The organism is Allobosea sp. CRIB-10 (genome assembly GCF_900112185.1).
Taxonomy (GTDB): Bacteria; Pseudomonadota; Alphaproteobacteria; order Rhizobiales; family Beijerinckiaceae; genus Allobosea.
Map to the genome: position 1 here is coordinate 63488 of NZ_FOKP01000014.1, position 24789 is coordinate 88276.

At 67.8% G+C, this 24789-nt stretch carries 15 protein-coding genes; 7 read left to right on the forward strand and 8 right to left on the reverse strand.

What is annotated here, in order from left to right:
* Positions 1-86 precede the first annotated feature (86 nt).
* The 5 genes from BMZ69_RS17805 to BMZ69_RS17825 all read right to left on the reverse strand — a co-directional run bounded on the left by BMZ69_RS17805 (position 87) and on the right by BMZ69_RS17825 (position 6927).
* Entirely contained in the window at positions 87-2276 is a 2190-nt protein-coding gene (locus BMZ69_RS17805; protein ID WP_092158993.1) for a primosomal protein N', read from the reverse strand.
* A 61-nt stretch (positions 2277-2337) separates the two neighbouring features.
* Positions 2338-3834 carry a tripartite tricarboxylate transporter permease gene (locus BMZ69_RS17810; RefSeq protein WP_092158995.1) on the reverse strand — a complete coding sequence of 499 codons (1497 nt, stop codon included), beginning with the start codon at positions 3832-3834 and terminating at the stop codon, positions 2338-2340.
* A gap of 10 nt (positions 3835-3844) precedes the next feature.
* Entirely contained in the window at positions 3845-4318 is a 474-nt protein-coding gene (locus BMZ69_RS17815; RefSeq protein ID WP_092158997.1) for a tripartite tricarboxylate transporter TctB family protein, read from the reverse strand.
* 88 nt (positions 4319-4406) lie between these two features.
* On the reverse strand, positions 4407-5402 hold the full coding sequence (locus BMZ69_RS17820) for a tripartite tricarboxylate transporter substrate binding protein (RefSeq protein ID WP_092158999.1): 996 nt from the start codon (positions 5400-5402) through the stop codon (positions 4407-4409).
* Between the two features lie 148 nt (positions 5403-5550).
* A complete protein-coding gene (locus BMZ69_RS17825; protein ID WP_139219086.1) occupies positions 5551-6927 on the reverse strand; it encodes a trypsin-like peptidase domain-containing protein in 1377 nt (458 codons plus the stop codon).
* A gap of 219 nt (positions 6928-7146) precedes the next feature.
* Here BMZ69_RS17825 and BMZ69_RS17830 point away from each other — a divergent pair, with 219 nt between their 5' ends.
* Both BMZ69_RS17830 and pbpC read left to right on the forward strand, forming a co-directional pair.
* Positions 7147-12396, forward strand: coding sequence for an alpha-2-macroglobulin family protein (locus BMZ69_RS17830; protein ID WP_092159003.1), 5250 nt, complete (start codon positions 7147-7149; stop codon positions 12394-12396).
* Positions 12397-12616: 220 nt separating this feature from the next.
* On the forward strand, positions 12617-14680 hold the full coding sequence (gene pbpC / locus BMZ69_RS17835; protein ID WP_244543427.1) for a penicillin-binding protein 1C: 2064 nt from the start codon (positions 12617-12619) through the stop codon (positions 14678-14680).
* Between the two features lie 65 nt (positions 14681-14745).
* Here the strand turns inward: pbpC and BMZ69_RS17840 are convergent, their stop codons facing one another.
* The 3 genes from BMZ69_RS17840 to BMZ69_RS17850 form a co-directional block, all read right to left on the reverse strand.
* Entirely contained in the window at positions 14746-15729 is a 984-nt protein-coding gene (locus BMZ69_RS17840) for a tripartite tricarboxylate transporter substrate-binding protein (protein WP_092159007.1), read from the reverse strand.
* Positions 15730-16020: 291 nt separating this feature from the next.
* Positions 16021-19095, reverse strand: coding sequence for an efflux RND transporter permease subunit (locus BMZ69_RS17845; protein ID WP_092159009.1), 3075 nt, complete (start codon positions 19093-19095; stop codon positions 16021-16023).
* Positions 19092-20201, reverse strand: coding sequence for an efflux RND transporter periplasmic adaptor subunit (locus BMZ69_RS17850; RefSeq protein ID WP_092159011.1), 1110 nt, complete (start codon positions 20199-20201; stop codon positions 19092-19094). Before BMZ69_RS17850 ends, BMZ69_RS17845 begins: the two co-directional genes overlap by 4 nt.
* Positions 20202-20337: 136 nt before the next feature.
* Between BMZ69_RS17850 and BMZ69_RS17855 the strand changes: the two genes are divergently transcribed.
* From BMZ69_RS17855 to phnE (BMZ69_RS17875), 5 genes are all read left to right on the forward strand, one after another.
* On the forward strand, positions 20338-20952 hold the full coding sequence (locus BMZ69_RS17855) for a TetR/AcrR family transcriptional regulator (RefSeq protein WP_175506856.1): 615 nt from the start codon (positions 20338-20340) through the stop codon (positions 20950-20952).
* A 148-nt stretch (positions 20953-21100) separates the two neighbouring features.
* Positions 21101-21919 carry a phosphonate ABC transporter ATP-binding protein gene (gene phnC, locus BMZ69_RS17860; RefSeq protein ID WP_092159015.1) on the forward strand — a complete coding sequence of 273 codons (819 nt, stop codon included), beginning with the start codon at positions 21101-21103 and terminating at the stop codon, positions 21917-21919.
* Between the two features lie 76 nt (positions 21920-21995).
* Positions 21996-22913 (forward strand): phosphonate ABC transporter substrate-binding protein, encoded by a 918-nt coding sequence (phnD, locus tag BMZ69_RS17865; RefSeq protein WP_092159017.1) that lies wholly within the window; start codon positions 21996-21998, stop codon positions 22911-22913.
* A 140-nt stretch (positions 22914-23053) separates the two neighbouring features.
* Positions 23054-23935, forward strand: a complete 882-nt coding sequence (gene phnE / locus BMZ69_RS17870; protein WP_092159019.1) for a phosphonate ABC transporter, permease protein PhnE — start codon at positions 23054-23056, stop codon at positions 23933-23935.
* The gene (gene phnE, locus BMZ69_RS17875) at positions 23932-24786 is read left to right on the forward strand and encodes a phosphonate ABC transporter, permease protein PhnE (protein WP_092159021.1); all 855 of its coding nucleotides are present in this window, start codon (positions 23932-23934) and stop codon (positions 24784-24786) included. The genes phnE (BMZ69_RS17870) and phnE (BMZ69_RS17875) overlap by 4 nt, the downstream gene beginning before the upstream one ends.
* Positions 24787-24789: the final 3 nt, after the last annotated feature.

The following is a 24789-nucleotide window of genomic DNA, read 5'->3' on the forward strand; positions in this document are numbered from 1 at the left end:
ACCCGCCTCTCATGCTTTGGATGCGGTCGAAAGAAGCAGAGGATGCACATCGCGACGGCCCGCACGGCCGTCCGGCCTCAATACAGCTAAAGGAAGCTCTGCGGATCGACATCGACTGCGACCCTGACCGAGCCCTTCGGTCGCGGCGCCCGCTTCAGCCAGGCGCGCAGGTAATCCTGCAGATTGATCTCGCGCGCCGTGCGCACGATCAGCCGCATGCGGTGGCGTCCGCGCAGGATGGCGAGCGGCGCCTCGGCCGGACCGAGCACGGCGACGCCGGCCGGCGCCTCGGCGCAGCGCGCCAGCGCCCGCGCATGGGTCTCGGCCTCGCCTTGCGAGTTCGCCGAGACGATCAGACCGGCGAGCCGGCCGAAGGGCGGCAGGCCGGCCGCCTCACGCGCCGCCGTCTCGGCAGCGTAGAAGCGCTCGGGATCGCCGGAGATCAGCGCCTTCAGCACGGGATGGTTGGGGTCATGCGTCTGCAGCAGCGCCCGCCCCGGCTTCTCGCCGCGCCCAGCGCGGCCGGTGACCTGCCTGAGCACCTGGAAGGTGCGTTCCGCCGCGCGCGGATCGCCCGAGGTCAGGCCGAGATCGGCATCGATCACCCCGACCAGCGTCATCCCCGGGAAGTTGTGGCCCTTGGCGACGAGCTGCGTGCCGATGACGATGTCGAACTCGCCCTCGGCCACCGCCATCAGTTCCTGTTTCAGGCGCTCGGTCCCCCCCGGAAAATCGCTCGACAGCACGATCGAGCGCGCCTGCGGGAACAGCGTCGCGACCTCCTCGGCCAGGCGCTCGACGCCGGGCCCGCAGGCGACGAGGCTCTCCGGCTGATGGCAGGAAGGGCATTCATGCGGCCGGCGCTCGACATGGCCGCAATGATGGCAGACCAGCGCCCGCCGGAAGCGATGGTCGACCAGCCAGGCCGAGCAGTTCGGACACTGGAAACGGTGGCCGCAGTCGCGGCAGAGGGTCAGCGGCGCATAGCCGCGCCGGTTGAGGAAGAGCAGCGACTGCTCCTTGGCCTCGAGATTGGCCTCGACCGCCTTGATCAGCTGCCCCGAGAGCCAGCGCCCGCGCTCCGGCTTGTCCCTGCGCAGGTCGACCAGGCCGAGCGTCGGCAATTCGCGCCCGCCAAAACGCTCGGGCAGCTTGAGATGGAGATAGCGGCCGCGCTCGGCATTGACGCGGGTTTCGAGCGAAGGCGTGGCGGAGGCCAGCACCACCGGGGCGTTCTCGATGCGCCCGCGCACCACAGCCATGTCGCGGGCATGATAGGCGACGCCGTCCTCCTGCTTGTAGGCGGCCTCGTGTTCCTCGTCGATGACGATCAGCCCGAGATCCTTGTAGGGCAGGAACAGCGCTGAGCGCGCACCCGCCACCACCAGCGCCTCGCCCTTGGCGATCGCCGCCTGCAGGCGCTCGCGGCGCCGTCCGCTTACCGCCGAATGCCACAGGCCGGGCCGCACGCCGAAGCGCGCCTCGAAGCGGTCGATGAACTGCGCGGTCAGCGCGATCTCCGGCATCAGGATCACGCTCTGGCGCCCGAGCCGGATCGCCTCGGCGACGGCCTCGAAATAGACCTCGGTCTTGCCCGAGCCGGTGACGCCTTCGAGTAGCGCGACCTGCCAGGACTGCTTGCGTACCAGCTCGGCAAGCGCCTCGCCGACCGCCCGCTGGTCGTCGGAGAGCTGCGGCCTGGCATGATCGGGATCGGGCCTGGCCGCGATCGCCTCCTGCGGCAGCGCCTCGACCGAGAATGTGCCGGCATCGATGAGGGAATCGATCACCGCCGTGCTCACGGACGCCGCCTCGGCCAGTGCCGACTTGCCGATCAGCAGCCCACCCTCGGCGGCAGCGATGGCCCGTGCCCGGGCCGGCGTCATCCGGGCCGGCGGCGCACCGACCAACCTGACGCCGAGCTTGGGCCGCTCCGGCGTATCGTCGGGCGGACGGCGCAGGGCCAGAGCCAGCACCGAGCCCTTGGCGGCAAGCGTGTACCAGGCGACCCAGTCGACGAGCTTGCGCAAGGCAGGATCGAGCGGCGGCATATCGAGCTTGGCGACGACCTTCTTGAGATTGCCGCCGCGGCCGGAGCCGGCCTCCCAGACGACGCCGACAGTCTCGCGCGGCCCCAGCGGCACCTGCACGACATCGCCCGGCGCGAGCGTCAGCCCCGGCGGCACGGCATAGCTATAGGCCTGGTCGAGGCCGAGCGGGATCAGCACCTCGACCGTGCCGCCACCGCCCTGCCCTTCGTCGAGCGCATCGTCCATGCGCCCGTCTCTAGCACTGATTCGCGGCGCTGGCCGGCAGCAGTCGCCGCCGGTTATCGTTTCACGCCGTCACCGCTTGGCGCCGGCCGAAGGGCAGCGCCTTCCAGAGCATCGCTGCCCAGAGCAGCATGGTCAGCACGCCGAGCGTGCCGGCGATCGGCCGGTCGATGAAGCCGATGAAGGAGCCGCTCGCCTTGATCATCGAGCTCATGAAGTTCTGCTCCAGCATCTCGCCGAGCACGAGGCCGAGGATCAGCGGCGCGACCGGGATGCCATGCTCCTCCAGCAGCCAGCCGAACAGGCCCATTACCACCATCAGCACGACGCCGTAGAGCGAGTTGGTCATGGCGAAGGAGCCGACCATGCAGAAGATCAGGATGATCGGCAGCAGGATGTTGCGCGGCACCCGCAGGATCTGCTTGGCCGACTTGATCGCCGCCCAGCCGAGCGGGAACATGATCAGGTTGGCGAGGATGAAGATGATGAAGACGGCGTAGATCAGCTCCGGCGTCTGCAGGAAGACGGTCGGGCCGGGATTCATACCTTTCATGTAGAGCACGCCGATCACGATCGCGGTGATCGAATCGCCGGGGATGCCGAAGACCAGCGCCGGGATCCAGGCGCCACCGAGCGCCGAGTTGTTGGCCGAGGTCGAATCGACGATGCCTTCGATATGGCCGGTGCCGAACTTTTCGGGCTCCTTCGACAGCTTCTTCGAGACCGCATAGGAGACCCAGGCAGCGATATCGGCGCCAGCGCCCGGCAGGGCGCCGATCACCGTGCCGATCACCGAGCCGCGGATGAAGTTCTTCCAGTATTTGCGCGTCACCGCGCCGAGGCCGGCGAACATGTTGCCGACGCTCTGCTGCACCATGACGCCAGCTTTCTCCATGGTCACGGCGCCGCGCAGCAGCTCGGAGACCGCGAACATGCCGATCAGCGTCGGGATGAAGTTGATCCCGGAGAGCAGGTCGACATTGCCGAAGGTGAAGCGCGGCTGGCCTGCGGCCGGATCGATGCCGATCGTGCCGATGGCAAGGCCGATGAACAGAGAGAGCAGGCCCTTGAGCGGATCGCCGGTACCGATGAAGACCGCGCAGGTCAGGCCAAGGCAGGCGAGCCAGAAATACTCGAAGGACGAGAAATTGATCGCAACTTCGGCCAGAACCGGCGCGAGCACGATCAGGATGATCACGCCGAATATGCCGCCGAGCACCGAGAAGACGAGATTGGTGCCCATGCACAGGTCGAGCTGACCCTTCTTGGTCATCTCGTAGCTCTCGTCCGCATAGGCGGCCGAGGCGGGCGTGCCGGGCATGCGCAGCATCGCCGCCGGGATGTCGCCCGCGAAGATCGCCATGGCGGTAGCGGTGACGATGGCACCGAGCGCCGGCACCGGCGACATGAAGAAGGTGACCGGCACCAGCAGCGCCGTCGCCATCGTCGCGGTCAGGCCCGGCATCGCCCCGACGAACATGCCGAAGATGGCCGAGCCCATGATCACGGCCAGCACATAAGGGTCGAAGACGAGGCCGAAGGCGGTTGCGATCGCAGTCATGGCCGGCTCCTCACAGCACGCTGTCGAGGACGCCGCGCGGCAGCGGCACGCGCATCAGCGACGAGAAGAACCAGTGCACCAATCCGGTCATGACGACAGCGACCACGACGGCCGTGATCGGTCTGACGCCGAACCAGAGAAACAGGATGAGCTGGATCAGGAGAGCGCAGGGGATGAAACCGAGCGGCTCCGAGGCCAGGACATAGAACGCCATCGCGCCGAGCATCAGCGCGAAGGAAGCGACGCGGCGCGGCACGCCGGTCCACTCGTCGAGCTGGAGCCAGCGCCCGCCGGCCGTGCGCTCGCGCAGGCCGCGGACGATCAGGAGGGCCGAGCAGCCGATGATGCCGGCGCCGAGAATGCGCGGGAACAGGCTCGGCCCGTATTGCTGGCCGGGAAAGGCGGAAAACGAAAAGGTCATCGCGATCATCGCGGCGGCGATCAGGATGAACGCGGCTCCGATCACGGCGTCGTTGAAGCGCATCGGCAATCTCTCCAAGCGCCCGTGCGCTGTCTCCTCGCACGGAACGGGGCCGGCGCGAGGCCGGCCCTTCACGGGTGACAGGGTCGGGTCAGGCCTTCTTGGCGAGGCCCGCCGCGTTCATCGCCGCCGCCATCGCCTTGTCGCCATCGGCCATGAACTTGGTGAAGCCGGCCTGGTCGGCGAAGGTCATGCCGAAGCCGCGGGCGTTCATGAAGTCCTTGAACTCCTTGGAGTCGTAGGCCTTCTTCAGCTCGGCGATCAGCTTGGCCTGGACGTCGGCGGGCAGCCCCTTCGGACCGGCGATGCCGCGCCAGGCGCCGACCGAGTAGTTGATGCCGAGCGTCTCGTTGAGCGTCGGCACGTCCTTGAATTGCGGATTGCGTTCCTTGGCCATGATCGCAAGCGCCTTCGCCTTGCCGGCGTCGATCATTGCGCGCGCTTCCGGCACCGAGCAGGTGACGATGTCGATGCCGCCGGCAGCCAGATCCTGCATGGCCGGCGCGGCGCCGTTGGACGGCGCCCACGCGACATGATCGGGCTTCAGGCCCATGGCGACGAGCCAGCCGATCAGCGCCAGGTGCCAGATGCCGCCCTGACCCGTGCCGGACGCCTTGAACTTGCCGGCCGGCGCCGCCTTGATCGCCTCGGCCAGCGCCTTGATGTCCTTGTAGGGGCTCGATGCCGAGACCTGCACGCCCGGCGGGTCCTCGTTCATCAGCGCCAGCGGGGTGTAGCTGGTCGGGTTGAGATCGGTCAGGCCCTGATGATGCATCATCGTGATTTCGACGGTGATCATCCCGATCGTGTAGCCGTCTGGCGCTGCGGTCGCGATCGCGGAATGCCCGACGACGCCGGAGCCGCCGGTGCGGTTCACCACGTTGAAGGGCTGGCCCATGTTCTTCTCGAGCAGCGAGGCGACGATGCGTGCCGTCGCGTCGGTGCCGCCGCCCGCGCCCCAGGGACAGACCAGGGTCACCGGCCGGTTCGGCCATTGCGCCTGGCCGATCGCCGGGCGCGCGATCAGGCCCGTCGCGCCGGCCGCGGCAGCACCCGCCAGAACCGAACGTCTGCTGATTTTGCTCATTGTCGTCTTCCTCCCGTTCAATCGATTTAAAATTTGAAAGCTTCTTCGCCTCGCGGCGCGGCTTCCTTGACGTTCTCGCTATCAGAACCGATTGCCGCTGGCGAGGCAACTATCTTTGTATGCTGTATGCACGATCACGCAGCGCCGATCAGAGCCCGCAGGCGATCGGGACGACGCTCTTGCCTGCTGCCTCGGCGATCGCGCCGGTGCTGAGCTCGCCGCCCACTGCGCCGGCGCCAGGCTTTGTATCGGCCTTCTCCAACATCGCCTTGAGCTGCGCGACGCCGGCGAGAGCGTAGTTGCGCTGCGGCGCGACACCGGCGATCAGGGCCTTGTCGGAGGGGTTGGCGGTGACCAGCCCGGCAAGCCGCCCCTGCCGGTCGAAGACCGGACTGCCCGCCCCACCCGGCTGCAAGGGCGCCAGCACGGCGTCGCTCATCACTTCTCCCGGCAGCGCGACCGCGGTGCGCGCGGCAGCCGTCCCATCATAGGCGAGCACGACCACGGCCTCTTTCGCAGCGGGCGCGGTCTCGCGTAGCCCCGGTGCAGCACCGGCCGCCAGCCCGGGCACATCGAGCAGCGCCAACCCGCTCGCCTGGTCCTGCGCCCGCAGCTTAGCTGGTCGCGCTCCGACCTTGAGACCCTTGCAGGCGTCGACCGCGGCGCGCGCCGTCAGCACCAGCTCCTTGCCGACGACGAGGCCGACGCCGAAGCGCTCGGTCGCCGGCTGTGCCGGAACGCTCGCGACCGGCGGCCCGCCGGGCGCAGCGGGCGTCTGCGCGGGAACCGGTGCCGCCCCGCTCGGGAACGGCTCGAAACTGTCGGCGATCGCGGTCACCACCTTGTCGAAGGTCGCGGCGACGCCCTTGTCGTAGCCGACCGAGAAGCCGCGCAAGCCGGAAGGGCCGAGCGCCTGGCGCCTGAAGAACTTCCCGGTCGGCGTCTCGCCAGCGACGACGAAGAAACTCGGCTGCAGCAGCTTGTAGGTAACCTTGCGCTGCACGTTCGGATTGACCGCGATCGCCCGGTCGAAGATCGCCTGCAGCGGCTCTGTCGCCGGCCCGGCGCTGACGTCGAGCGTGATCCTGCCGTCGACGCTCTGCCAGCGGCTGCCTCCCGCCGGCGTCGCTTCGCGCTTCGGCAGGAGCTTCTGCGGAATGCCGATGCGCACGCCGGTCGGCTGGTCGGTGATCACGGCGAAGCCGGCCGCATCGCGCGCCGTCCTGGCGAGACGCGCCAGCTCCTGCCGCTCGGCCGGCGTCAACTGCCCATTCGGCTCGCCGCGCCCGGCCTTGAAGTTGTTCACGGCGCGGAAGGTCAGCGACCCGAAATTGCCAGTGGCGGCGCTGTTGAGATGCCCGGTCCAGATCAGATCGGACTGGATCGCCTTGCGCTCGGCTTCCGGCAAGGCGGAAAAGCTCTGCGTCGCCGCGGCCAGGCGAGGATCGGCCGACTGCTGCGCCTGCGCGGCGCCGAGGCAGGCGAGGATGGCGGTCATGCCGATCAGCGCGGGAACCTTGAACACGAGCATCTCCGTCTTTCCAAAGGTCGCGCCGCAACGCGGCGCCATTCAGCGTCAGCCTCGGCGCGGAGGCAAGAGGCGAGAAGGGCTCAGTCGATCGCAAGCCGAGTTGCGCCCGACGCGCCCGGTGCTAGCTTCGCGCAGCGCAACGCGATGATCCGTCATCGCGTCGACGCCTGCCGCGGCCAGTATTCTGCCGCCCGCCTTTTCGGAGACCGAGCCATGCGCCATCTCGTCCGTCTCGCCCTCCTGCTCGGCCTGACTGTCGCCGCCGGACCCGCTTTCGCCCAGAAGGCCTATGTCCGGCCCGATCTCGCCAGCGACGGCCAGCGCCTGGAGGAGCGGCTGAAGCGCGAAGTCTCGGTCGGCCAACGCCCCTTCGCCACCTTGTTGCGCGACGGCACCGCGGCTCTCAATCGCGGCGACGCCCGCGCCGCCCTCCCGCTGGCCAATGCCGCGGCGGTCGCCGATCCCGCCAACCCCGGCGGCTGGCGCCTGATGGCGCAGGCGGCCAGCGGCATCGAGCCGCGCGATTATCGCGAGCGCTACGAACTGCGCGAGCGCGCGATCAGCTCCGCCTATCTCGCCTATCAGCGCTCGACCTCGCGCAATGACGAAGCCTCCTCGCTCGGCGTGCTCGCCCGCGTCTTCGAGAAGCACGAGCTCTGGCGCCCGGCGCTGACGACCTATCGGCTCAGTCTCGACCTTGCCGACAACGCCTCGCTGCGCACCGACTATGAGGCGCTCCGGGCCCAGCGCGGCTTCCGCCTGATTTCCAACAAGGTCGATTCCGACGCGGCGAGCCCGCGAGCCTGTTTCGAATTCTCCGAGCCGCTCTCGCGCGGCCGCGTCGACTTCGCGCCTTACGTCGCCATCACCGGCAAGGGCGATTTCGCCGTCAGCGGCGAGGAGCGCCAGCTCTGCGTCGACGGCCTGCGCCATGGCGAGCGCTACGGCTTCGTCATCCGCCAGGGCGTGCCCTCGGCCATCCCCGATGAGAAGCTGCTGAAATCGGCCGATTACGAGGTCTATGTCCGCGACCGCGCCCCGTCCGTGCGCTTCACCGGCAAGAACTACGTGCTGCCGCGCACCGGCCAGCAGGGCGTGCCGGTCGTCTCGGTCAATGCCGACAGCCTCGATCTCGAAGTCATGCGCATCGGCGACCGCAACCTGATCGGCTCGGTCCATTCCGAGGACTTCCTCACACAGCTGGGCAGCTACAACGCCAATCAGATCGCCTCGGACAAGGGTTCCAGCGTCTGGAAGGGCACGATGGCGGTGAAGTCCGAGCTCAACAAGGACGTCACCACCGCCTTCCCGGTGCTGGAGGCGGTCGGCCGCCTTCAGCCCGGCGTCTACGTCATGTTCGCCAAGCCGACCGGCACCAGCAAGACGGCCAGTTCCTCGGATGGCGATGGCGACTATGACTACGACGGCACCACCCGCGCGACGCAATGGTTCGTCGTCTCCGATCTCGGCCTGACCTCCTTCTCAGGGCCGGACGGCGTGCATGTGCTGGTGCGCTCGCTCGCCGACGCCTCGCCGGTTGCCAATGCGGAACTGCGCCTGATCGCCCGCAACAACGAGGTGCTGGCGACCGTCCGCTCCGATCGCGACGGCTATGCCCGCTTCGACGCCGCCCTCAGCAAGGGCCAGGGCGGCAATGCGCCCGGCCTCGTCACCGCCAGCCTCGCCGAGGATTATGGCTTCCTCGACCTGAAGCAGACCGCGTTCGACCTGTCGGATCGCGGCGTAAAGGGCCGCGTCGCCCCGGCCGGGCTCGACGCTTTCCTCTACACCGAGCGCGGCGTCTATCGCTCCGGCGAGACCGTCTACCTGACGACGCTGCTGCGCGACGCCAAGGGCGCCGCCGTCGCCGGCCTGCCGCTGACGCTCGTCGTCAGGCGGCCGGATGGCGTCGAATATCGCCGCCGCCAGGTTGAGGACCAGGGCGCCGGCGGCCGCGCCCATTCGATCCCGCTGATCTCCGGCGCCCAGACCGGCACCTGGCGCGTCCAGGCCTATTCCGATCCCAAGGGCGCCGCGATCGGCGAGGTCTCCTTCCTGGTCGAGGATTATGTCCCCGAGCGGCTGGAGCTGACGCTTTCTCCGAAGAAGCAGGTGCTGCAGGCCGGCGAGCCGGCCGAGATCGACGTCAACGCCCGCTATCTCTACGGCGCGCCCGGCTCCGATCTCGACGTCACCGGCTCGATGACCGTGCGCTCGGCGGCGCAGACCGCGATTCCCGGCTTCTCCGGCTATGAGGTCGGCCTGACCGACGAGGCCTTCGAGCCGCAGCAGAGCGAGTTCGAGGACGCTGCCAAGACCGGCGCGGACGGCAAGGTCACGATCGCCAATCCGGTCGCCCAGCCCGAGACCAACCGGCCGCTCGAAATCGAGCTGACCGTGCGCGTCGGCGAGCCCGGCGGGCGCGCCATCGCTCGCTCGGTCACCTTGCCGATCGTGCCCAAGAGCGCCGCCATCGGCGTGCGCAAGGCCTTCAAGGACGGCGAGCTCGGCAACGGCCAGACCGCGACCTTCGACGTGATCATGGCCCAGGGCGACGGGCGCCGCATCGCCCGCCAGGGCCTGAAATGGACCCTGTCCAAGGTCAGCCGCAACTATCAGTGGTTCTACCAGGACGGGCGCTGGAACTATGAGGGCGTGAAGACGACCCGCCGTGTCGCCGATGGCGAAATCGCCGTCACCGAGAACGCCCCGGCCCGCATCGCCGCCCCGGTGCAATGGGGCAATTACCGGCTCGACGTCAGCGCCGATGGCGCCGAGGCGACCGAGACCAGCGTCTCCTTCAATGTCGGCTACGAGACCGAGAAGACTGCCGACCAGCCCGATGTGCTCGACGTCGCCCTCGACAAGCCGTCCTACGCCAATGGCGAGAGCATGCAGGTGCGTCTCACCCCGCGCTTCGCCGGCAAGGCGACGCTGGCAGTGATGAGCGACCGCGTCGCCGAGATCCGCACCGTCGACGTGCCGGCCAATGGCACGACCGTGACCATACCCGCGAAGTCCGACTGGGGCGCCAGCGCCTATCTCGTCGTGCTCGCCCATCGCCCGATGGACACGGCGGCCCAGCGCATGCCCGGCCGCGCCATCGGCCTCGCCTGGTTCAGCGTCGGCAAGGACGAACGCAACCTCGCGATCGATCTCGGCGCGCCCAACCTGGTGCGCCCGCTCTCGATCTTGTCGCTCCCCGTCAAGGTCATCGGCGCGAAAGCAGGCGAAGACGCCTTCGTCACCGTCGCTGCGGTCGATATCGGCATCCTCAACCTCACCCGCTTCGAGAGCCCCGATCCGAGCAAGTACTTCTTCGGCCAGCGCCAGCTCGGCCATGAGCTGCGCGATCTCTACGGCTATCTGATCGACGGCATGCAGGGCGTGCGCGGCGCGATCCGCTCCGGCGGCGACGCCGCCCCGCAGCTCAATGGCGAGGCCCCGACGCAGGAGCCGCTGGCGCGCTATTCCGGCGTGGTCAAGCTCGGCCCGGACGGCACCGCCAAGGTCGACTTCGAACTACCGGCCTTCAACGGCTCGGTCCGCGTCATGGCCGTGGCCTGGAGCGCCGGCCGCACCGGCCAGGCCAGCGCCGACGTCTTCGTGCGCGACCAGATCGTGGCGCAGGCGACGCTGCCGCGTTTCCTCGCGCTCGGGGACCAGTCGCGCTTCCACCTGCAGATCGACAATGTCGAGGGGCCGGCCGGCTCCTATCTCGTCGATCTCGACGTCAAGGGCCCGGTCGTCGTCGCGGCCGACGCGACCCGCCGCAGCATGACCATGGCCGCCGGCGCCAAGAGCTCGCTGACGATCCCGGTCACCGCTGCCGGGCTCGGCCGCGCCAGCTTCGACGTCAAGGTCACCGGCCCCAACGGCATCGGCACGGTGCAGAACCTTGCCTTGCGGGTCCAGCCCTCGACCCAGACGATCGCGCGCCGGATCGTCCGCCCGATCCCGGGCGGCGGCTCGCTCACCGTCTCCTCCGATTTGATGGCCGATCTCGTGCCGGATTCCGGCGCGGTCTCCGTCTCGGTTTCGCCAGTCGCGGCGCTCGACGTCGCTTCGGTGCTGAAGGCGCTCGACCGCTACCCCCATGGCTGCACCGAGCAGACGATCAGCCGGGCGCTGCCGCTCCTCGTCGTCAACCGGCTCGCCTCGATGGAGCAGCTGGCGCTCGACGGCAATGCCGACGAACGCGTCAACGCCGCGATCGAGCGCGTACTCGCCCGCCAGGGCAATAACGGCTCCTTCGGCCTCTGGGGCGTCGGCGGCGAGGACCTCTGGCTCGACGCTTTCGTCACCGACTTCCTGACCCGCGCCCGCGAGCGCCAGTTCGCGGTGCCGCAGACCGCGTTCAACATGGCGCTCGACCGCCTGCGCAACCAGGTCGTCAACACCAGCGAGATCAACAAGGAGGAGGCCGCCGGCATCGCCTATGCCCTCTATGTCCTCGCCCGGAACGGGCGACCGGTGATGGGCGATCTGCGCTATCTCGCCGACAACAAGCTCGGCGATTTCGCCTCACCTCTCGCCCGCGCCCAGATCGGCGCGGCGCTCTCGCTGCTCGGCGACCGCACCCGCGGCCGTGCCGCCTTCAGCAGCGCGCTGGGAACGCTGCAACAAGCGAGTGATGACGGCCTGTCGCGCGCCGACTATGGCTCGCGGCTGCGCGACGGCGCCGGCATCCTGACCCTGATCGCCGAGAGCAATGGCGAGCGCGCCGACCTCTCCCGCGCTGCCGACGTCGTCCAGAACGCGCGCCAGAATGCGCGCTACACCTCAACGCAGGAGAATATGTGGATGGCGATGGCGGCGGCGGCCATCGTAAAGGACGCCGACGGTCTCACGCTGACCGTCGACGGCACCGAACGCAAGGGCGCCCTCTACCGCACGATCCCGCAGGCGGCGCTGGAGGCGAAGTCGCTGGTGATCGGCAACCCCGGCACCGCCTCGGCCAATGCGGTGATCACCGTGTCCGGCATCCCTTCGACACCGGAGCCTGCACTCAACCAGGGCTTCGGCCTGGAGCGCACGCTCTTCACCATGAAGGGCGAGCGCGTCGATCCCTCGCGCCTGCGCCAGAACGAGCGCTATGTCGTCGCGCTCAAGGTGACCGAGCCGGCGGCGCGCTATGGCCGCCTGCTGCTGGTCGATCCCGTCCCGGCCGGGCTGGAGATCGAGAACGCCAAGCTGACCGAGGGCGCCTCGGTCGAGGGCCTCAACTGGCTGAAGCAGGAGGTCTCGCCGGTGCATACCGAGGCACGCGACGACCGCTTCGTCGCGGCCTTCGAGCGCAGCGGCGGCAAGAACGATCCGCTGAGCTACACGGTCGCCTATATCGCCAGGGCCGTCTCGCCCGGACGCTATGTCGCGCCGGCGGCGGTGATCGAGGACATGTACCGGCCGGACCGCTTCGGCCGGACGGGCTTCGGTACGATCGAGATCACGTCGGCGCGGTAGGGTCGAAATGGGCTCGGAGCGAGACCAGCGCGACTCCTCCCCTCCCCCTTGTGGGGAGGGGCTGGGGGTGGGGGGCAAACGACCAGGCGAGCCTGCCGCAGGTGAGGCTCGGATACAGCCCGGCGCTCTTCCTAACGGCGTCGCGCCTGCCTTTCCGCCCCCCACCCCTGCCCCTCCCCACAAGGGGCAGGGGTTGCGCGTTGCAGCAGCCTTCAGAAAGCTGAAAATCGCAGCGGGTTGCACTCTGGCGCTCGCTGCCGGAGGCTTTGCCTCCCTCGTCTGGTACGCCTCCACCCTGCCCCCGATCGATTTCGCAACCGCCCGCGATCGCTCGACCGTGGTGCTCGACCGCGAGGGCAAATTGCTGCGCCCCTTCGTCACCGCGGACGGACGCTGGAAGCTGCCGGTCGGCGCCGACGACGTCGATCCGCGTTACCTCTCGATGCTCAAGGCCTTCGAGGACAAGCGCTTCGACGACCATGCCGGCATCGACCCGCTCGGTGCCTTGCGGGCGGCCGGACAGATGCTCGGCAACGGCCGCATCGTCTCCGGCGGCTCGACCCTGACCATGCAGGTCGCCCGCCTGCTCGAACCGCGCCAGGAGCGCTCGCTCTCGGCAAAGCTCAGGCAGGCGGTCCGCGCCATCGAACTCGAGCAGCGCTTCAGCAAGACCGCGATTCTCGACCTCTATCTCACCCTCGCTCCCTTCGGCGGCAATCTCGAGGGCGTGCGCGCCGCAAGCTTCGCCTATTTCGGCAAGGAGCCGAAGCGGCTCTCGACCGCGGAAGCCGCATTGCTGGTCGCCCTGCCGCAATCGCCGGAGACGCGCCGGCCCGACCGATTCCCCGAAGCCGCGCGCAAGGCCCGCGAGCGCGTGCTCGTCCGGGTCGAAGCCGCCGGCCTCGCGACGCCGGACGAGGTCGCCGCCGCGCGCGAGGAGCCGGTGCCGACGGCGCGCAAGCCCTTCCCGAACCTCGCACCGCACACCGCCGAACAGGTCGTCGCCGAGGCACCGGAGCAGCGCAGCCAGCGCCTCACCATCGATGCCCGCTGGCAGGCGAGCCTGGAGCAGCTCGCCCGTGAGCGCGCCATCGGCCAGGGCCCGCAGCTCTCGATCGCCATCCTCGTCGCCGACAACGAGACCGGCGAAATCCGCGCCTCGGTCGGCGGCGTCGACTATTTCGATGCCGGGCGCGCCGGCTCGCTCGACCTGACCCAGGCGCTGCGCTCGCCCGGCTCCGCGCTGAAGCCCTTCATCTACGCGCTCGCCTTCGACAACGGCCTCGCCCATCCTGAGACGATGCTGGAAGACCGGCCGACCCGCTACGGCCTCTATGTCCCCGAGAATTTCGACCTCGGCTTCCAGGGCATGGTCAGCGCCCGCAAGGCGCTGCAGCTCTCGCTCAATCTGCCAGCGGTCGAGCTGCTATCGGCCGTCGGCCCGCAGCGCTTCCTGTCGCGCTTGAAGGATGCCGGCGCGGCGATCGCCATGCCGAGGGATGGCGGCGCGCCCGGCCTCGCCATTGGCCTCGGCGGGCTCGGCATCACGCTCTCCGATTTGACCCGGCTCTATGTCGGCCTCGCCCGCGGCGGCGAGGTCGTGCCGCTGCATGTGAAGTCGGCGAGCGGCGTGATCGAGCCGCCTTTGCGCCTCGTCGAGCCTGTCGCTGCCTGGTATGTCGCCGATACCTTGCTCGGCGCGCCGCCGCCGCTCAACGCCCCGCCGGGGCGGATCGCCTACAAGACCGGCACCTCCTATGGCTATCGCGACGCCTGGGCCGTCGGCTTCGACCGCAAGCACACGATCGGCGTCTGGGTCGGCCGGCCCGACAATGGCGCAGTGCCCGGCCTCGTCGGTCGCGTCGTCGCAGCGCCGATCCTGTTCGACGCCTTCGCCCGCATCGGTCTCGATCCGCACCCTTTCGTGCAGCCGCCGGGGACGATCGCCGCCAGTAGCGCGACGTTGCCGCCGCCGCTCCGGCATTTGCGCCAGGACGTGCCGAAGACGGTCGCTGCGCTCGCGACGCCCGGTCTGAAGCTCGCCTTCCCGCCGGAGGGCGCCAGGATCGATCTTGCCGCCTCTGCGCTCGATGGCACGCCGCAACTCAACCTCAAGGTCTCCGGCGGTGTCGCACCCTTCACCTGGCTGGTCGACGGCGCGCCGGTCATGGCGGCGGTGAAGCGCCGGGAAGCCGCCTGGCAGCCGCCCGGCAAGGGCTTTGTCCGGATATCGGTGATCGACGCCGCCGGCGCCAGCGAGAGCGTCTCGGTCAGGCTGCAGTAGCCAGAGCATTTTCGAGCGAAGCGGCTACCGGTTCGCGTGAAGAAAATGCGATAACTAAGCAACACTCACTCGATCTTGACGCCGCTCGCCTTGATGATCGGCGCCCAGCGCTCGATCTCGGCTCCGACGAAGGAACGTAGTCCAGCCGGCTCCTGCAATTCGGCCGCGGGGATTTCGGCGCCGAGTTCGTTCAGCTTGGCCTTGACCGTCGCGTCGGCGAGCGCCGCCTTCAGCGCCTGGTTGAGCTTGGCGACGACCGGCGCCGGCGTGTCCTTCGGCGCGAACATCGCGTTCCAGACCTCGACCTTGAAACCGGGCACGCCGGCCTCGGTGCTGGTCGGCACGTCCGGCAGCGCCGTCGCCCGGGCCGTAGAGGCGACGGCGAGCGTCTTGATCGTGCCGGCACGGTGCTGCGGGGCGACGTTCACCGCCTGGTCGCAGAGATAGTCGACCTGTCCGGCGACGAGATCGTTCATCGCCGGGCCGGTACCGCGATAGGGCACGCCGTTGGGTTTCACGCCGACGACGGTGTTGAACAGCAGGCAGGTGGTGTGGCTGACCGAGCCGACGCCGGCATGGGCGTTGCTTGCCGCCTTCTCGTTCGCCTTCACCCAGGCGACGAACTCGGCCAGCGTCGCGCTCGGATGCGTCTTGCGCACGGTCAGGAAGATCGGGTTGGTGTTGACCAGCCCGACCGGAGCGAAGTCTTCGACCGGGCGGTATTTCAGGTTCGGATTGAGCGAGACGGCGGCGGCATGGGTGCCGGTATGGCCGATCAGGATGACATGGCCGTCGGCCGGCGCGGCCATCAGGCGCTGTCCGGCAAGCGTGCCGGCGGCGCCGACCGCGTTCTCGATGATCACCGGCTGGCCGAGCGTGCGGCTCATATGCTCGCCGACCAGGCGCCCGACCACGTCGGTCGGCCCGCCCGCGGCGAATGGGATCAGCATGGTGACCGGCTTGCTCGGGAAGGTTTGAGCCTGCGCGAACGAGGCCGAAGCCATGCAGGCAGCGAATCCCGCAGCCTTGAGCCAGAAGCCAATCCTCATGCCGTTCCTCCCGTCGATGTCACGGGCGGCACCTGAGTTTTCGCTCATTGGACACCGCCGCCGCGACGGTTAGCGTCGGGCGGCGGCGAAAGCGAATAGACGTTTCCGCTAAGGGCTATCCGGATATCCTCTACCCGGACCGAGGAGCAGGGCGCTCCGAAACCAATTGCGACGCTGATCCAGCGCGTCATGCTCGGCCTTGTGCCGAGCACCCACGTCTTGAACACCGCATTCGATCAGTGAAGACGTGGATGGTCGGGACAAGCCCGACCATGACGGCAAAGGCGCAGGCTACTCCGCCGGCTGCGGATGCGCCTCGGCCGGGGCATGGCGCGAGCCGTGCTTGGTCCGCGCCATGTAGCTGTAGGCCACCGGCACGACATAGAGCGTGAGCAGCGTGCCGAAGGTCATGCCGCCGACGATGACCCAGCCGATCTGCGAGCGGCTCTCGGCGCCGGCTCCTTCCGCCAGCGCCAGCGGCACGGCGCCCAGCACCATCGCGCCCGTCGTCATCAGGATCGGCCGCAGGCGCAGTTCCGCCGCGTCGACCAGGGCGTCGATCATCTCATGCCCCTCCTCGCGCAGCTGGTTGGTGAATTCGAGGATCAGGATGCCGTGCTTGGTGATCAGGCCGACCAGGGTGATCAGGCCGATCTGGCTGTAGACGTTGAGCGTACCGCCGGCGAAATAGAGCGCTGCGAGCGCGCCGGTGATCGAGAGCGGCACCGAGACCATGATCACGATCGGATCGACGAAGCTCTCGAACTGCGCCGCCAGCACCAGATAGATGAAGCCGAGCGCCAGCAGGAACACCAGGAAGATGCTGGCGCCGGACTGCTTGAACTCGCGGCTCTGGCCGGAATAGTCGGTCTGGAACGAGGCCGGCAGCACCTTGGCGGCGCCCTGCTCCAGGACGTTCAGCGCATCGCCGAGCGAATAGCCCGGCCCCGGCACGGCGGTGATCGTCGCCGAACGGAGCTGGTTGAAGCGGATCAGCTCCTTGGGCGCGACGTTCTCCTCGATCTGCACGAGGCTGGAGAGCTGCACCGCCTGGCCGCCGCGGCCCATCAGATAGATCGACTGCAGCGCCTGCGGCGTGCTGCGCTCGGCGCCGGCGACCTGGAGCATGACGTCGTACTGCTCGCCGTTCATGTTGAAGCGCGTGACCTGGCGGCCACCGAGCAGCGTTTCCATGGTGCGTCCAATCACGTCGACGCCGACGCCGAGATCGGCGGCGCGCTGGCGGTCGATCGAGACCTTGATCTGCGGCTTGTCGAGGATGAGGTTGGTCTCGATGTTGGTCAGCGCCGGATTGCCCTGCACCTCGGCGATCAACTTGTCGACGTTCTCCTTGATCGTGACGTAAGGGTCCGAGGAGCGCAGCACGAACTCGACCGGCTTGCTGTTGGCGCCACCCTGACCCAGCGAGGGCGGGTTGGTCGCGAACAGGCGGATGCCGGGGATCTGCGACAGGCCCTTGTTGATCTCGGCGACGAGATTCTGCTGCTTGCGCTGGCGCTGTTCCCAGGGCTTCAGGCGCGCGAAGGCGATCGCCCGCGTCACATCGGGAAAGCCGACGATGACGAGATAGGTCTCGACTTCCTGAATCCTGCTGAAATAGTCCTCGACCCGCCTTGCATAATCGGCGGTGAAGGCCATGGTCGCGCCTTCCGGCGCGACGCCGATCGCGGTGATCGTGCCGCGATCCTCGACCGGTGCGAGCTCGGAGCGCAGATTGGTGAAGAACCACCAGCTGCCGCCGGCGACGAGCAGCGCCAGCAGCACGATCACCGGCCGGATCGACAGCGCAAAGCGCAGCGAGCGGCGATAGCCGCTGGCGAGCGCCTCGAAGAAGCGCTCCAGGACATTGTAGAGCCAGTTGTGCTTTTCGTGATGCTTCAGCAGCTTGGCGCACATCATCGGCGTCAGCGTCAGCGCGACGAAGCCCGAGACCAGCACCGCGCCGGCGAGCGTCAGCGCGAACTCGACGAAGAGCTTGCCGGTGCGCCCGGTCGAGAACGCCATCGGCGCATAGACCGCGACCAGCGTCAGCGTCATCGCGACGACGGCGAAGGCAATCTCGTTGATGCCCTTGATCGCGGCCTTGTTCGGCTCCATCCCGTCCTCGATGTGACGGTGGATGTTCTCGAGCACGACGATGGCGTCGTCGACGACGAGGCCGATGGCGAGCACCATCGAGAGCAGGGTCAGCGTGTTGACCGTGAAGCCGAGCATATACATCAGCGCGAAGGCGCCGATCAGCGAGACCGGAATCGTGACGAGCGGGATCAGCGTCGCGCGCAGCGAGCGCAGGAACAGGAAGATGATCAGGACGACGAGGACGACCGCCTCGCCGATCGTGGTGTAGACCGCCTTGATCGAGCGATCGATGAAGATCGAGGTGTCGTAGGAGGTCGCGATCGCCATGCCGTCGGGCAGGTCTTCGCGGATGCTCGGCAGCGCCGCGACGACGCCCGAGGAGACGTCGAGCGGATTCGCCGTCGCCTGCTTGACGATGCCGATCGTCACCGAGGGATTGCCGCGGAACCAGGCGGCGTTGCGTTCCTCGCGGGCCCCGAGCTCGACCTTGGCGATGTCGCGCAGCTTCACCGGGAAGCCGTTGGCGTCCTTGACCGTGATCTCGCGGAACTGCTCGGGGGTGTTCAGGCTGGTCTGCGAGAGCACCGTGAATTCGCGGTCGTTGCTCTCGATCCGGCCGGACGGGATCTCGACGTTCTGTGCCCGCAGCGCCGCCTCGATCTCCTGGACGGTGATGTTGTAGGCGGCGAGCCGGGCGCGATCGAGCCAGATGCGCATGGCGTATTGGCGCTGGCCGAGGATGCGGACCTCGGCGACGCCGGTGATGTTCTGGACCCGGTCGGCGATGAAGCGGTCGGCGAAATCGGTCAGCTCCAGCGGCGAATGCCGTGAGCTGGTCAGCGACAGATACATCACCGGCTGGGCGTCGGCCTCGACCTTGGCGATGATCGGCTCGTCGATCTCGTCGGGCATGCGGCCGCGCACGCGGCTGACGCGGTCGCGCACATCGGAGGCCGCAACGTCCGGATCGACATCGGGGCGGAAGCGCACCGAGATCTGGCTGCGCTCCTGGCGGCTGGTCGAGTTGATGATCTCGATGCCTTCGATGCCGGCGATCGAGTTCTCCAGGATCTGCGTGACCTGCGTCTCGATGATCTCGGCGCTGGCGCCGCGATAGGTCGTCTGCACCGAGACGATCGGCTCGTCGATGTTCGGGTATTCGCGCACCGTCAGGCGCGTATAGGAGACGAAGCCGATCAGGACGACGAGCAGGCTGAGCACGGTCGAGAGGACCGGCCGGCGGACGAAGAGCTCGAACAGGCTCATCGTTGCACGGCGCCCGGCAGCGAGCTGGTCTGGACCACGGTCCGTTCCTTGATCGAGACGGTCGAGCCCTCACGCAGGCGCATCTGCCCGGCGGTGACGATCTGCATGCCGGGTTTCAGGCCCTTGACCACTTCGACCTTGCCGGTCAGGCGCTTGCCGAGCTCGACCGGCATGCGCTTGGCCTTGCCGTTCTCGATGATGAAGACGGTCTTGCTGAGGCCGTCAGGCACCACCGCCGTCTCCGGCACGACCAGCGCGTTCTCGCGCTTGTCGACCATGATGGTGACGCGGGCGAACAGGCCGGGCTTCAGGACGAGGTCGGCATTGGGGATGGTGGCGCGCAGCTTGACCGCACGGCCATTGACGTCGACCACCGGATCGATGGCGAAGATCTTGCCGGCGAAGGGCCGGTCCGGCACCGCGTCGACCTTGAGCTGGATCGGCTGGCCGACCTTGAGCTGGGTCAGGTAGATCTCGGGCACGCGGAAATCGACCTTGATCGGGTCGATATTGGTCAGCGTGATCAGCGGCTTGCCGATGGAGACGAAGTCGCCGACGCCCACCGAGCGCAGCCCCACCACGCCGCTGAACGGCGCCTTGATCGTCGCGAAGGCGAGCTTGGCCTGGGCGAGCTGCAGGCGCGCCTCCTGCGAGGCGAGCTGCGCCGTCGCCTGCTCGAGCGCGACCTGCGTTCCCGCCCCGCGCTGGACCAGCGAGCGGTTGCGGTCATAAGTGTCGCGGGCGAGCGAGAGATCGGCCTGCGCCTGCTTCAGCTCGGCATCGAGGATCGCGGTATCGAGCATGACCAGCGGCTGATCCTTGGCGACCCGCTCGCCTTCCCTGAAGCCGAGCGAGACGACCCGGCCGGCGATCTCGGGCGCGATGACGACGGATTCGTCGGCGGCCAGGGTCCCGAGCGCCTCGACTTCCTCGGCGACGGAGGTGAGCTCGATCGTACCGACTTCGACCGGAATCGCAGCGTTCTGCGCGCCGGCAGCGCCTTGCGCCTTCGCCTGCTGATTGGGCGCCTTGTATTGATAGCGGTAACCGTAATACCCGCCACCCGCCAGCCCTGCGATCAGGAGAATGAGGAGAAAACGCTTCATCAGGCTGGACGCTCCGGTATCACGCGTTTAATTTAGACTGGACGGTCTAGTTTGATAAGAGCCCTTTAGGGGCACAAGCGTGACGGAATGATGGATGCACGGACGTAACGGCTCCGCTGCTGCAGAAGCAAGACAGATGCCGGCCGAAAAATCACGGCCGGATAAACATGACGCGATCACCCGAGCCGCTTCGGAAATGTTCCTTGCCGAGGGCTTCGACCGCGCCAGTCTCGACCAGATCGCCCAGCGCGCCGGCGTCTCGAAGCAGACGATCTACAGCCATTTCGCCGACAAGCAGGCGCTGTTCCTGGCGATCTGCAGCGAACTCACTGAAAAGCTGACGATTCCGCTGCGCCGCCCACGCAGCGAAACCGGCGATTTGCGCGCCATTCTGCTGCGCCTCGGCGAGGATGCGCTGGCGATGATGCTGCACCCGGCCTCGCTCGATCTGCATCGCCTGATCGTCGGCGCCGCCAGCCGTTTTCCCGAATTGGGACAGGCGGCCTACGAGGCCGGCGCCGGGCGTATGATCTCGGAACTCTCCGTCCTGCTGGAGCAGCGGTCACGATCCGGTGATGGCCTGCTGCGGACGCTGGAACGCGAGGAGGCGGACAGGCTCGCCGAGCAGTTCATCGGCATGCTGCGCGGCTTCCACCAGGTCCGCGGCCTGCTCGGCATCGCTCCGGTTCCCGAGGCAGAGCGCAAGGCTTACGTCGCCGCCTGCGTCGATCTGCTGCTGCGGGCCGCCTGACGCACCGGCCTGATCCGACAGCGCCAGGCGCTATGGTTGACGGTCCATGACCGACCTTCCGGCCTGACCGTGCCGGAATGCACCTCCTGTCACGGCGCTGTCATCTACCGCCGATACCGCATCGTCCCGCAATCGCGGGAGAGTGTTGATGCTGCGTATCGAGGGTCTGACCAAGCGTTTCGGCGGCAAGGCCGCCGTCGACAACGTCACCCTGTCGATTCCGCGCGGCGAGATGGTCGGCATCATCGGCCGCTCGGGCGCCGGCAAGTCGACCCTGCTGCGCATGCTGAACCGCCTCGCCGACGCCAGCGAAGGCCGCATCCTCAGCGAGGAGCGCGACGTCACCGCCCTGCGCGGCGCGGCGCTCCGGGCCTGGCGGCGCGACACCGCCATGATCTTCCAGCAGTTCAATCTGGTCGGCCGCCTCGACGTGCTGACCAATGTCCTGCTCGGCCGTCTCAATCATCGTTCGGCGGCGCTGACGCTGGTCAAGAGCTTCTCGCAGGACGACAAGGTCCGCGCCATCGCCGCCCTCGAGCGGCTCGACATGGGTCATCTGCTCGCCCAGCGCGCCGAGACCCTCTCCGGCGGCCAGCAGCAGCGCGTCGCCATCGCCCGCGCGCTGGTGCAGGAGCCGAAGATCATCCTCGCCGACGAGCCGATCGCCTCGCTCGACCCGCGCAACACCCAGATCGTCATGGACGCGCTGTTCCGCATCAATCGCGAGGACGGCATCACCGTCATCAGCAATCTCCACCACCTCGACATCGCCGCCAAGTACTGTGACCGCCTGATCGGCATGGCCGCCGGCAAGGTCGTGTTCGACGGCCCGCCGCATGCGCTGACCAGCGAGATCGCAGCCGAGCTCTACGGCATCGAGGCCAAGGACGCCGGCGCCGAAGCGCTCGACGCGCTCGAGGCCATCGCGACCTCCGAAGCCAAGCGCGCCAAGCAGAACGTCGCCTGAGCAAAAGGCGGCACGCCAGAGCCTGCCCTTAAGCCTGCCCCTTCATCAGCAGTATTTTCTCAAAGGAGCACCCACCATGTTGACCCGTCGTCATACGCTTACGCTCGCCGCCGCCGGCCTCGCCGCGTCGCTCGCCGCCCCGGCCTTCGCCCAGGACTGGAAGGCGAAGTATCCCGAGCTCGTCTTCGCGATCATCCCGGCCGAGAACGCTTCGGGCGTCGTCGAGCGCTATACCCCCTTCGTGAACTATCTGGCGAAGGAGCTCGGCACCAAGGTCACCCTGCGCATCGCCAACGACTACGCCGCGATCATCGAGGGCCAGCGCGCCGGCAACATCCACATCGGCATGTACGGCCCGGCCTCCTTCGCCCGCGCGCTGATGACCGGCGCCAAGATCGACGCCTTCGCGATCGAGACCAATCTCGACGGCACCAAGGGCTACTACTCGGTCTTCTACGTGAAGAAGGACTCGCCGTACCAGAAGATCGAGGACCTCAAGGGCAAGAACCTCGGCCTCGTCGACCCCAACTCGACTTCCGGCAACAACGTCCCGCGCTTCGCGCTCGACGGCATGAAGATCGAGCCCGAGACCTTCTTCGGCAAGGTCGTCTACACGGGCAGCCATGAGAACGCTGTCATCGCCCTGCAGCAGGGCACCGTCGACATCGCCGCCAACTGGTGGAACGACGAGCAGGAATCGAACCTGCTGCGCATGGACCGCAAGAAGATGGTCAAGGCCGAGGATTTCCGGATCATCTACAAGTCCGAGCAGATCGTGAACTCGCCGATGGCCTATCTCAGCGAGCTGCCGACCGAGCTCAAGGCCAAGATCCGCGACGCGGTGCTGAACCTCGCCACCAAGGACAAGGCCGCCTTCGACAAGATCTATGAAGGCAAGCAGGGCCCGCTCGTCGCCGTGGACAACAAGGCCTACGACCCGATCATCGAGCTGAACAAGTTCGTCGACGCGCTCCGCAAGAAGAAGTCGTCGTAACTCTGACAGCCGTCATGCTCGGGCTTGACCCGAGCATCTCCTGATCGAGATTCTCGGGTCTGCGCTTCGCTCCGCCCGAGAATGACGCCCAGTCCAGGACCGGTAACAGCCGGTCCTGCGACATGTGTGGAAGCGCTCCCATGACACTCGCGATCGATCGCAACAACCCGGCCATCGCCGCCCATGCCGAGCTCTATCGGCGTGAAATGGCGGCCAAGCGTCTGCAGACGCTGCTTGGCGCGGCCATCTTCGTCGCCTGCGTCGTGCTCGCCGGCATCGGCTCCGAAGTCGACTTCGCGAAATTCGCCGAGAACGCCTGGCGTTTCCCGAAATACATCCTCGAGACCATGCCGACCCTGCGCTTCGCAACCCTCGGCGCCGACCTCAAGGAATGGTACTGGGGCCTCAACGGCTGGCTCAAGCTGCTCTGGCAGACGCTCCTGATCGCCTATATCGGCACCGTGCTCGGCGCCGTCGGCGGTTTCCTGCTCTGCTTCACCGCCGCCAGCAATCTCGGCCGGTCGCACTGGCTGCGCTGGGGCACGCGCCGCTTCCTCGAATTCTGCCGCACCGTCCCCGAGATCGTCTTCGCGCTGATCTTCGTCATCGCCTTCGGGCTGGGCCCGCTGCCCGGCGTCCTCGCCATCGCCATCCACACCATGGGCGCGATGGGCAAGCTCTTCTCCGAAGTGGTCGAGAACATCGACATGAAGCCGGTCGACGGCCTGACCGCGACCGGCGCGAGCTGGTGGCAGACCATCCGCTTCGCAGTGGTGCCGCAAGTGCTGTCGAACTTCGCCAGCTACGCGCTGCTGCGCTTCGAGATCAATGTCCGCGGCGCCTCGATCATGGGCTTCGTCGGCGCCGGCGGTATCGGACAGGACCTGATCGAGGCGATCCGCAAATTCTACTTCACCGATGTCAGCGCCATCCTGCTGCTGATCATCGTCACGGTGATGCTGATCGACTATGGCACCGAGCGCCTGCGCCACGCGCTGCTCAGCCTGGAGCACGGCAAATGACGCTCGCCCTCTCCGCCGCCGACCGCGCCGCGCTGATCGCCCGCCACAAGGCCGCGATCGACGGTTCCCTCAAGACGAAGCTTACGACGATCGCCGTCATCGGCGGCCTCGTCGGGCTCTTCCTTTACGGGCTGACCACGCTCGAGACATCGCTCTGGAAGATCATCGCCGGTTTTTCCAATCTCGGCACTTTCGTCGTGCTGATGCTACCGCCCGACCCCGGCTCGTTCGCCCGCGCCATCATCTTCGTCAAGGCGCTGTTCGAGACCATCGCCATCGCCTTCCTCGGCACGATCCTGGCGGCGATCCTCGCCTTCCCGCTCGGCTTCCTTGCAGCCAAGAACGTCGTCGCCAACCGCGTTGTGCATTTCCTGGCGCGCCGCTCGATGGACACGGTGCGCGGCGTCGATGCGCTGATCTGGGCGCTGATCTGGGTCAATGTCGTCGGCCTTGGCCCCTTCGCCGGCATGCTCGCGATCATGACCAGCGATCTCGGCGCCTTCGGCAAACTGTTCTCGGAGGCGATCGAATCCGCCGATCGCAAGCCCGTCGAGGGCGTGACCTCGGTCGGTGGCGGCAAGGCTCATGAGATCCGCTTCGGCCTGATCCCGCAGGTGCTGCCGGTGATCGCCAGCCAGGTGCTCTATTACATCGAGTCGAACACCCGCTCCTCGACCATCATCGGCATCGTCGGGGCCGGCGGCATCGGCCTCTACCTCGCCGAGACCATCCGCACGCTCGAATGGCAGCAGGTTTCCTTCCTGATCCTGCTGGTCCTGGCGGCGGTGACGGCGATCGACTTCCTCTCGAACAGGCTGCGCTTCGCCATCATCGGCAAGCGGGCGGTCTGAGCC

Bases quoted from the DNA above. Each gene is read 5' to 3' on its own strand.
- BMZ69_RS17850 (WP_092159011.1), bottom strand. From the start codon at position 20,201: ATGAAGCGTTTTCTCCTCATTCTCCTGATCGCAGGGCTGGCGGGTGGC.
- BMZ69_RS17830 (WP_092159003.1), top strand. From the start codon at position 7,147: ATGCGCCATCTCGTCCGTCTCGCCCTCCTGCTCGGCCTGACTGTCGCC.
- BMZ69_RS17840 (WP_092159007.1), bottom strand. From the start codon at position 15,729: ATGAGGATTGGCTTCTGGCTCAAGGCTGCGGGATTCGCTGCCTGCATG.
- BMZ69_RS17810 (WP_092158995.1), bottom strand. From the start codon at position 3,834: ATGACTGCGATCGCAACCGCCTTCGGCCTCGTCTTCGACCCTTATGTG.
- BMZ69_RS17805 (WP_092158993.1), bottom strand. From the start codon at position 2,276: ATGGACGATGCGCTCGACGAAGGGCAGGGCGGTGGCGGCACGGTCGAG.
- phnE (WP_092159021.1), top strand. From the start codon at position 23,932: ATGACGCTCGCCCTCTCCGCCGCCGACCGCGCCGCGCTGATCGCCCGC.
- phnE (WP_092159019.1), top strand. From the start codon at position 23,054: ATGACACTCGCGATCGATCGCAACAACCCGGCCATCGCCGCCCATGCC.
- BMZ69_RS17855 (WP_175506856.1), top strand. From the start codon at position 20,338: ATGCCGGCCGAAAAATCACGGCCGGATAAACATGACGCGATCACCCGA.
- BMZ69_RS17815 (WP_092158997.1), bottom strand. From the start codon at position 4,318: ATGCGCTTCAACGACGCCGTGATCGGAGCCGCGTTCATCCTGATCGCC.
- BMZ69_RS17820 (WP_092158999.1), bottom strand. From the start codon at position 5,402: ATGAGCAAAATCAGCAGACGTTCGGTTCTGGCGGGTGCTGCCGCGGCC.
- phnD (WP_092159017.1), top strand. From the start codon at position 21,996: ATGTTGACCCGTCGTCATACGCTTACGCTCGCCGCCGCCGGCCTCGCC.
- phnC (WP_092159015.1), top strand. From the start codon at position 21,101: ATGCTGCGTATCGAGGGTCTGACCAAGCGTTTCGGCGGCAAGGCCGCC.
- BMZ69_RS17845 (WP_092159009.1), bottom strand. From the start codon at position 19,095: ATGAGCCTGTTCGAGCTCTTCGTCCGCCGGCCGGTCCTCTCGACCGTG.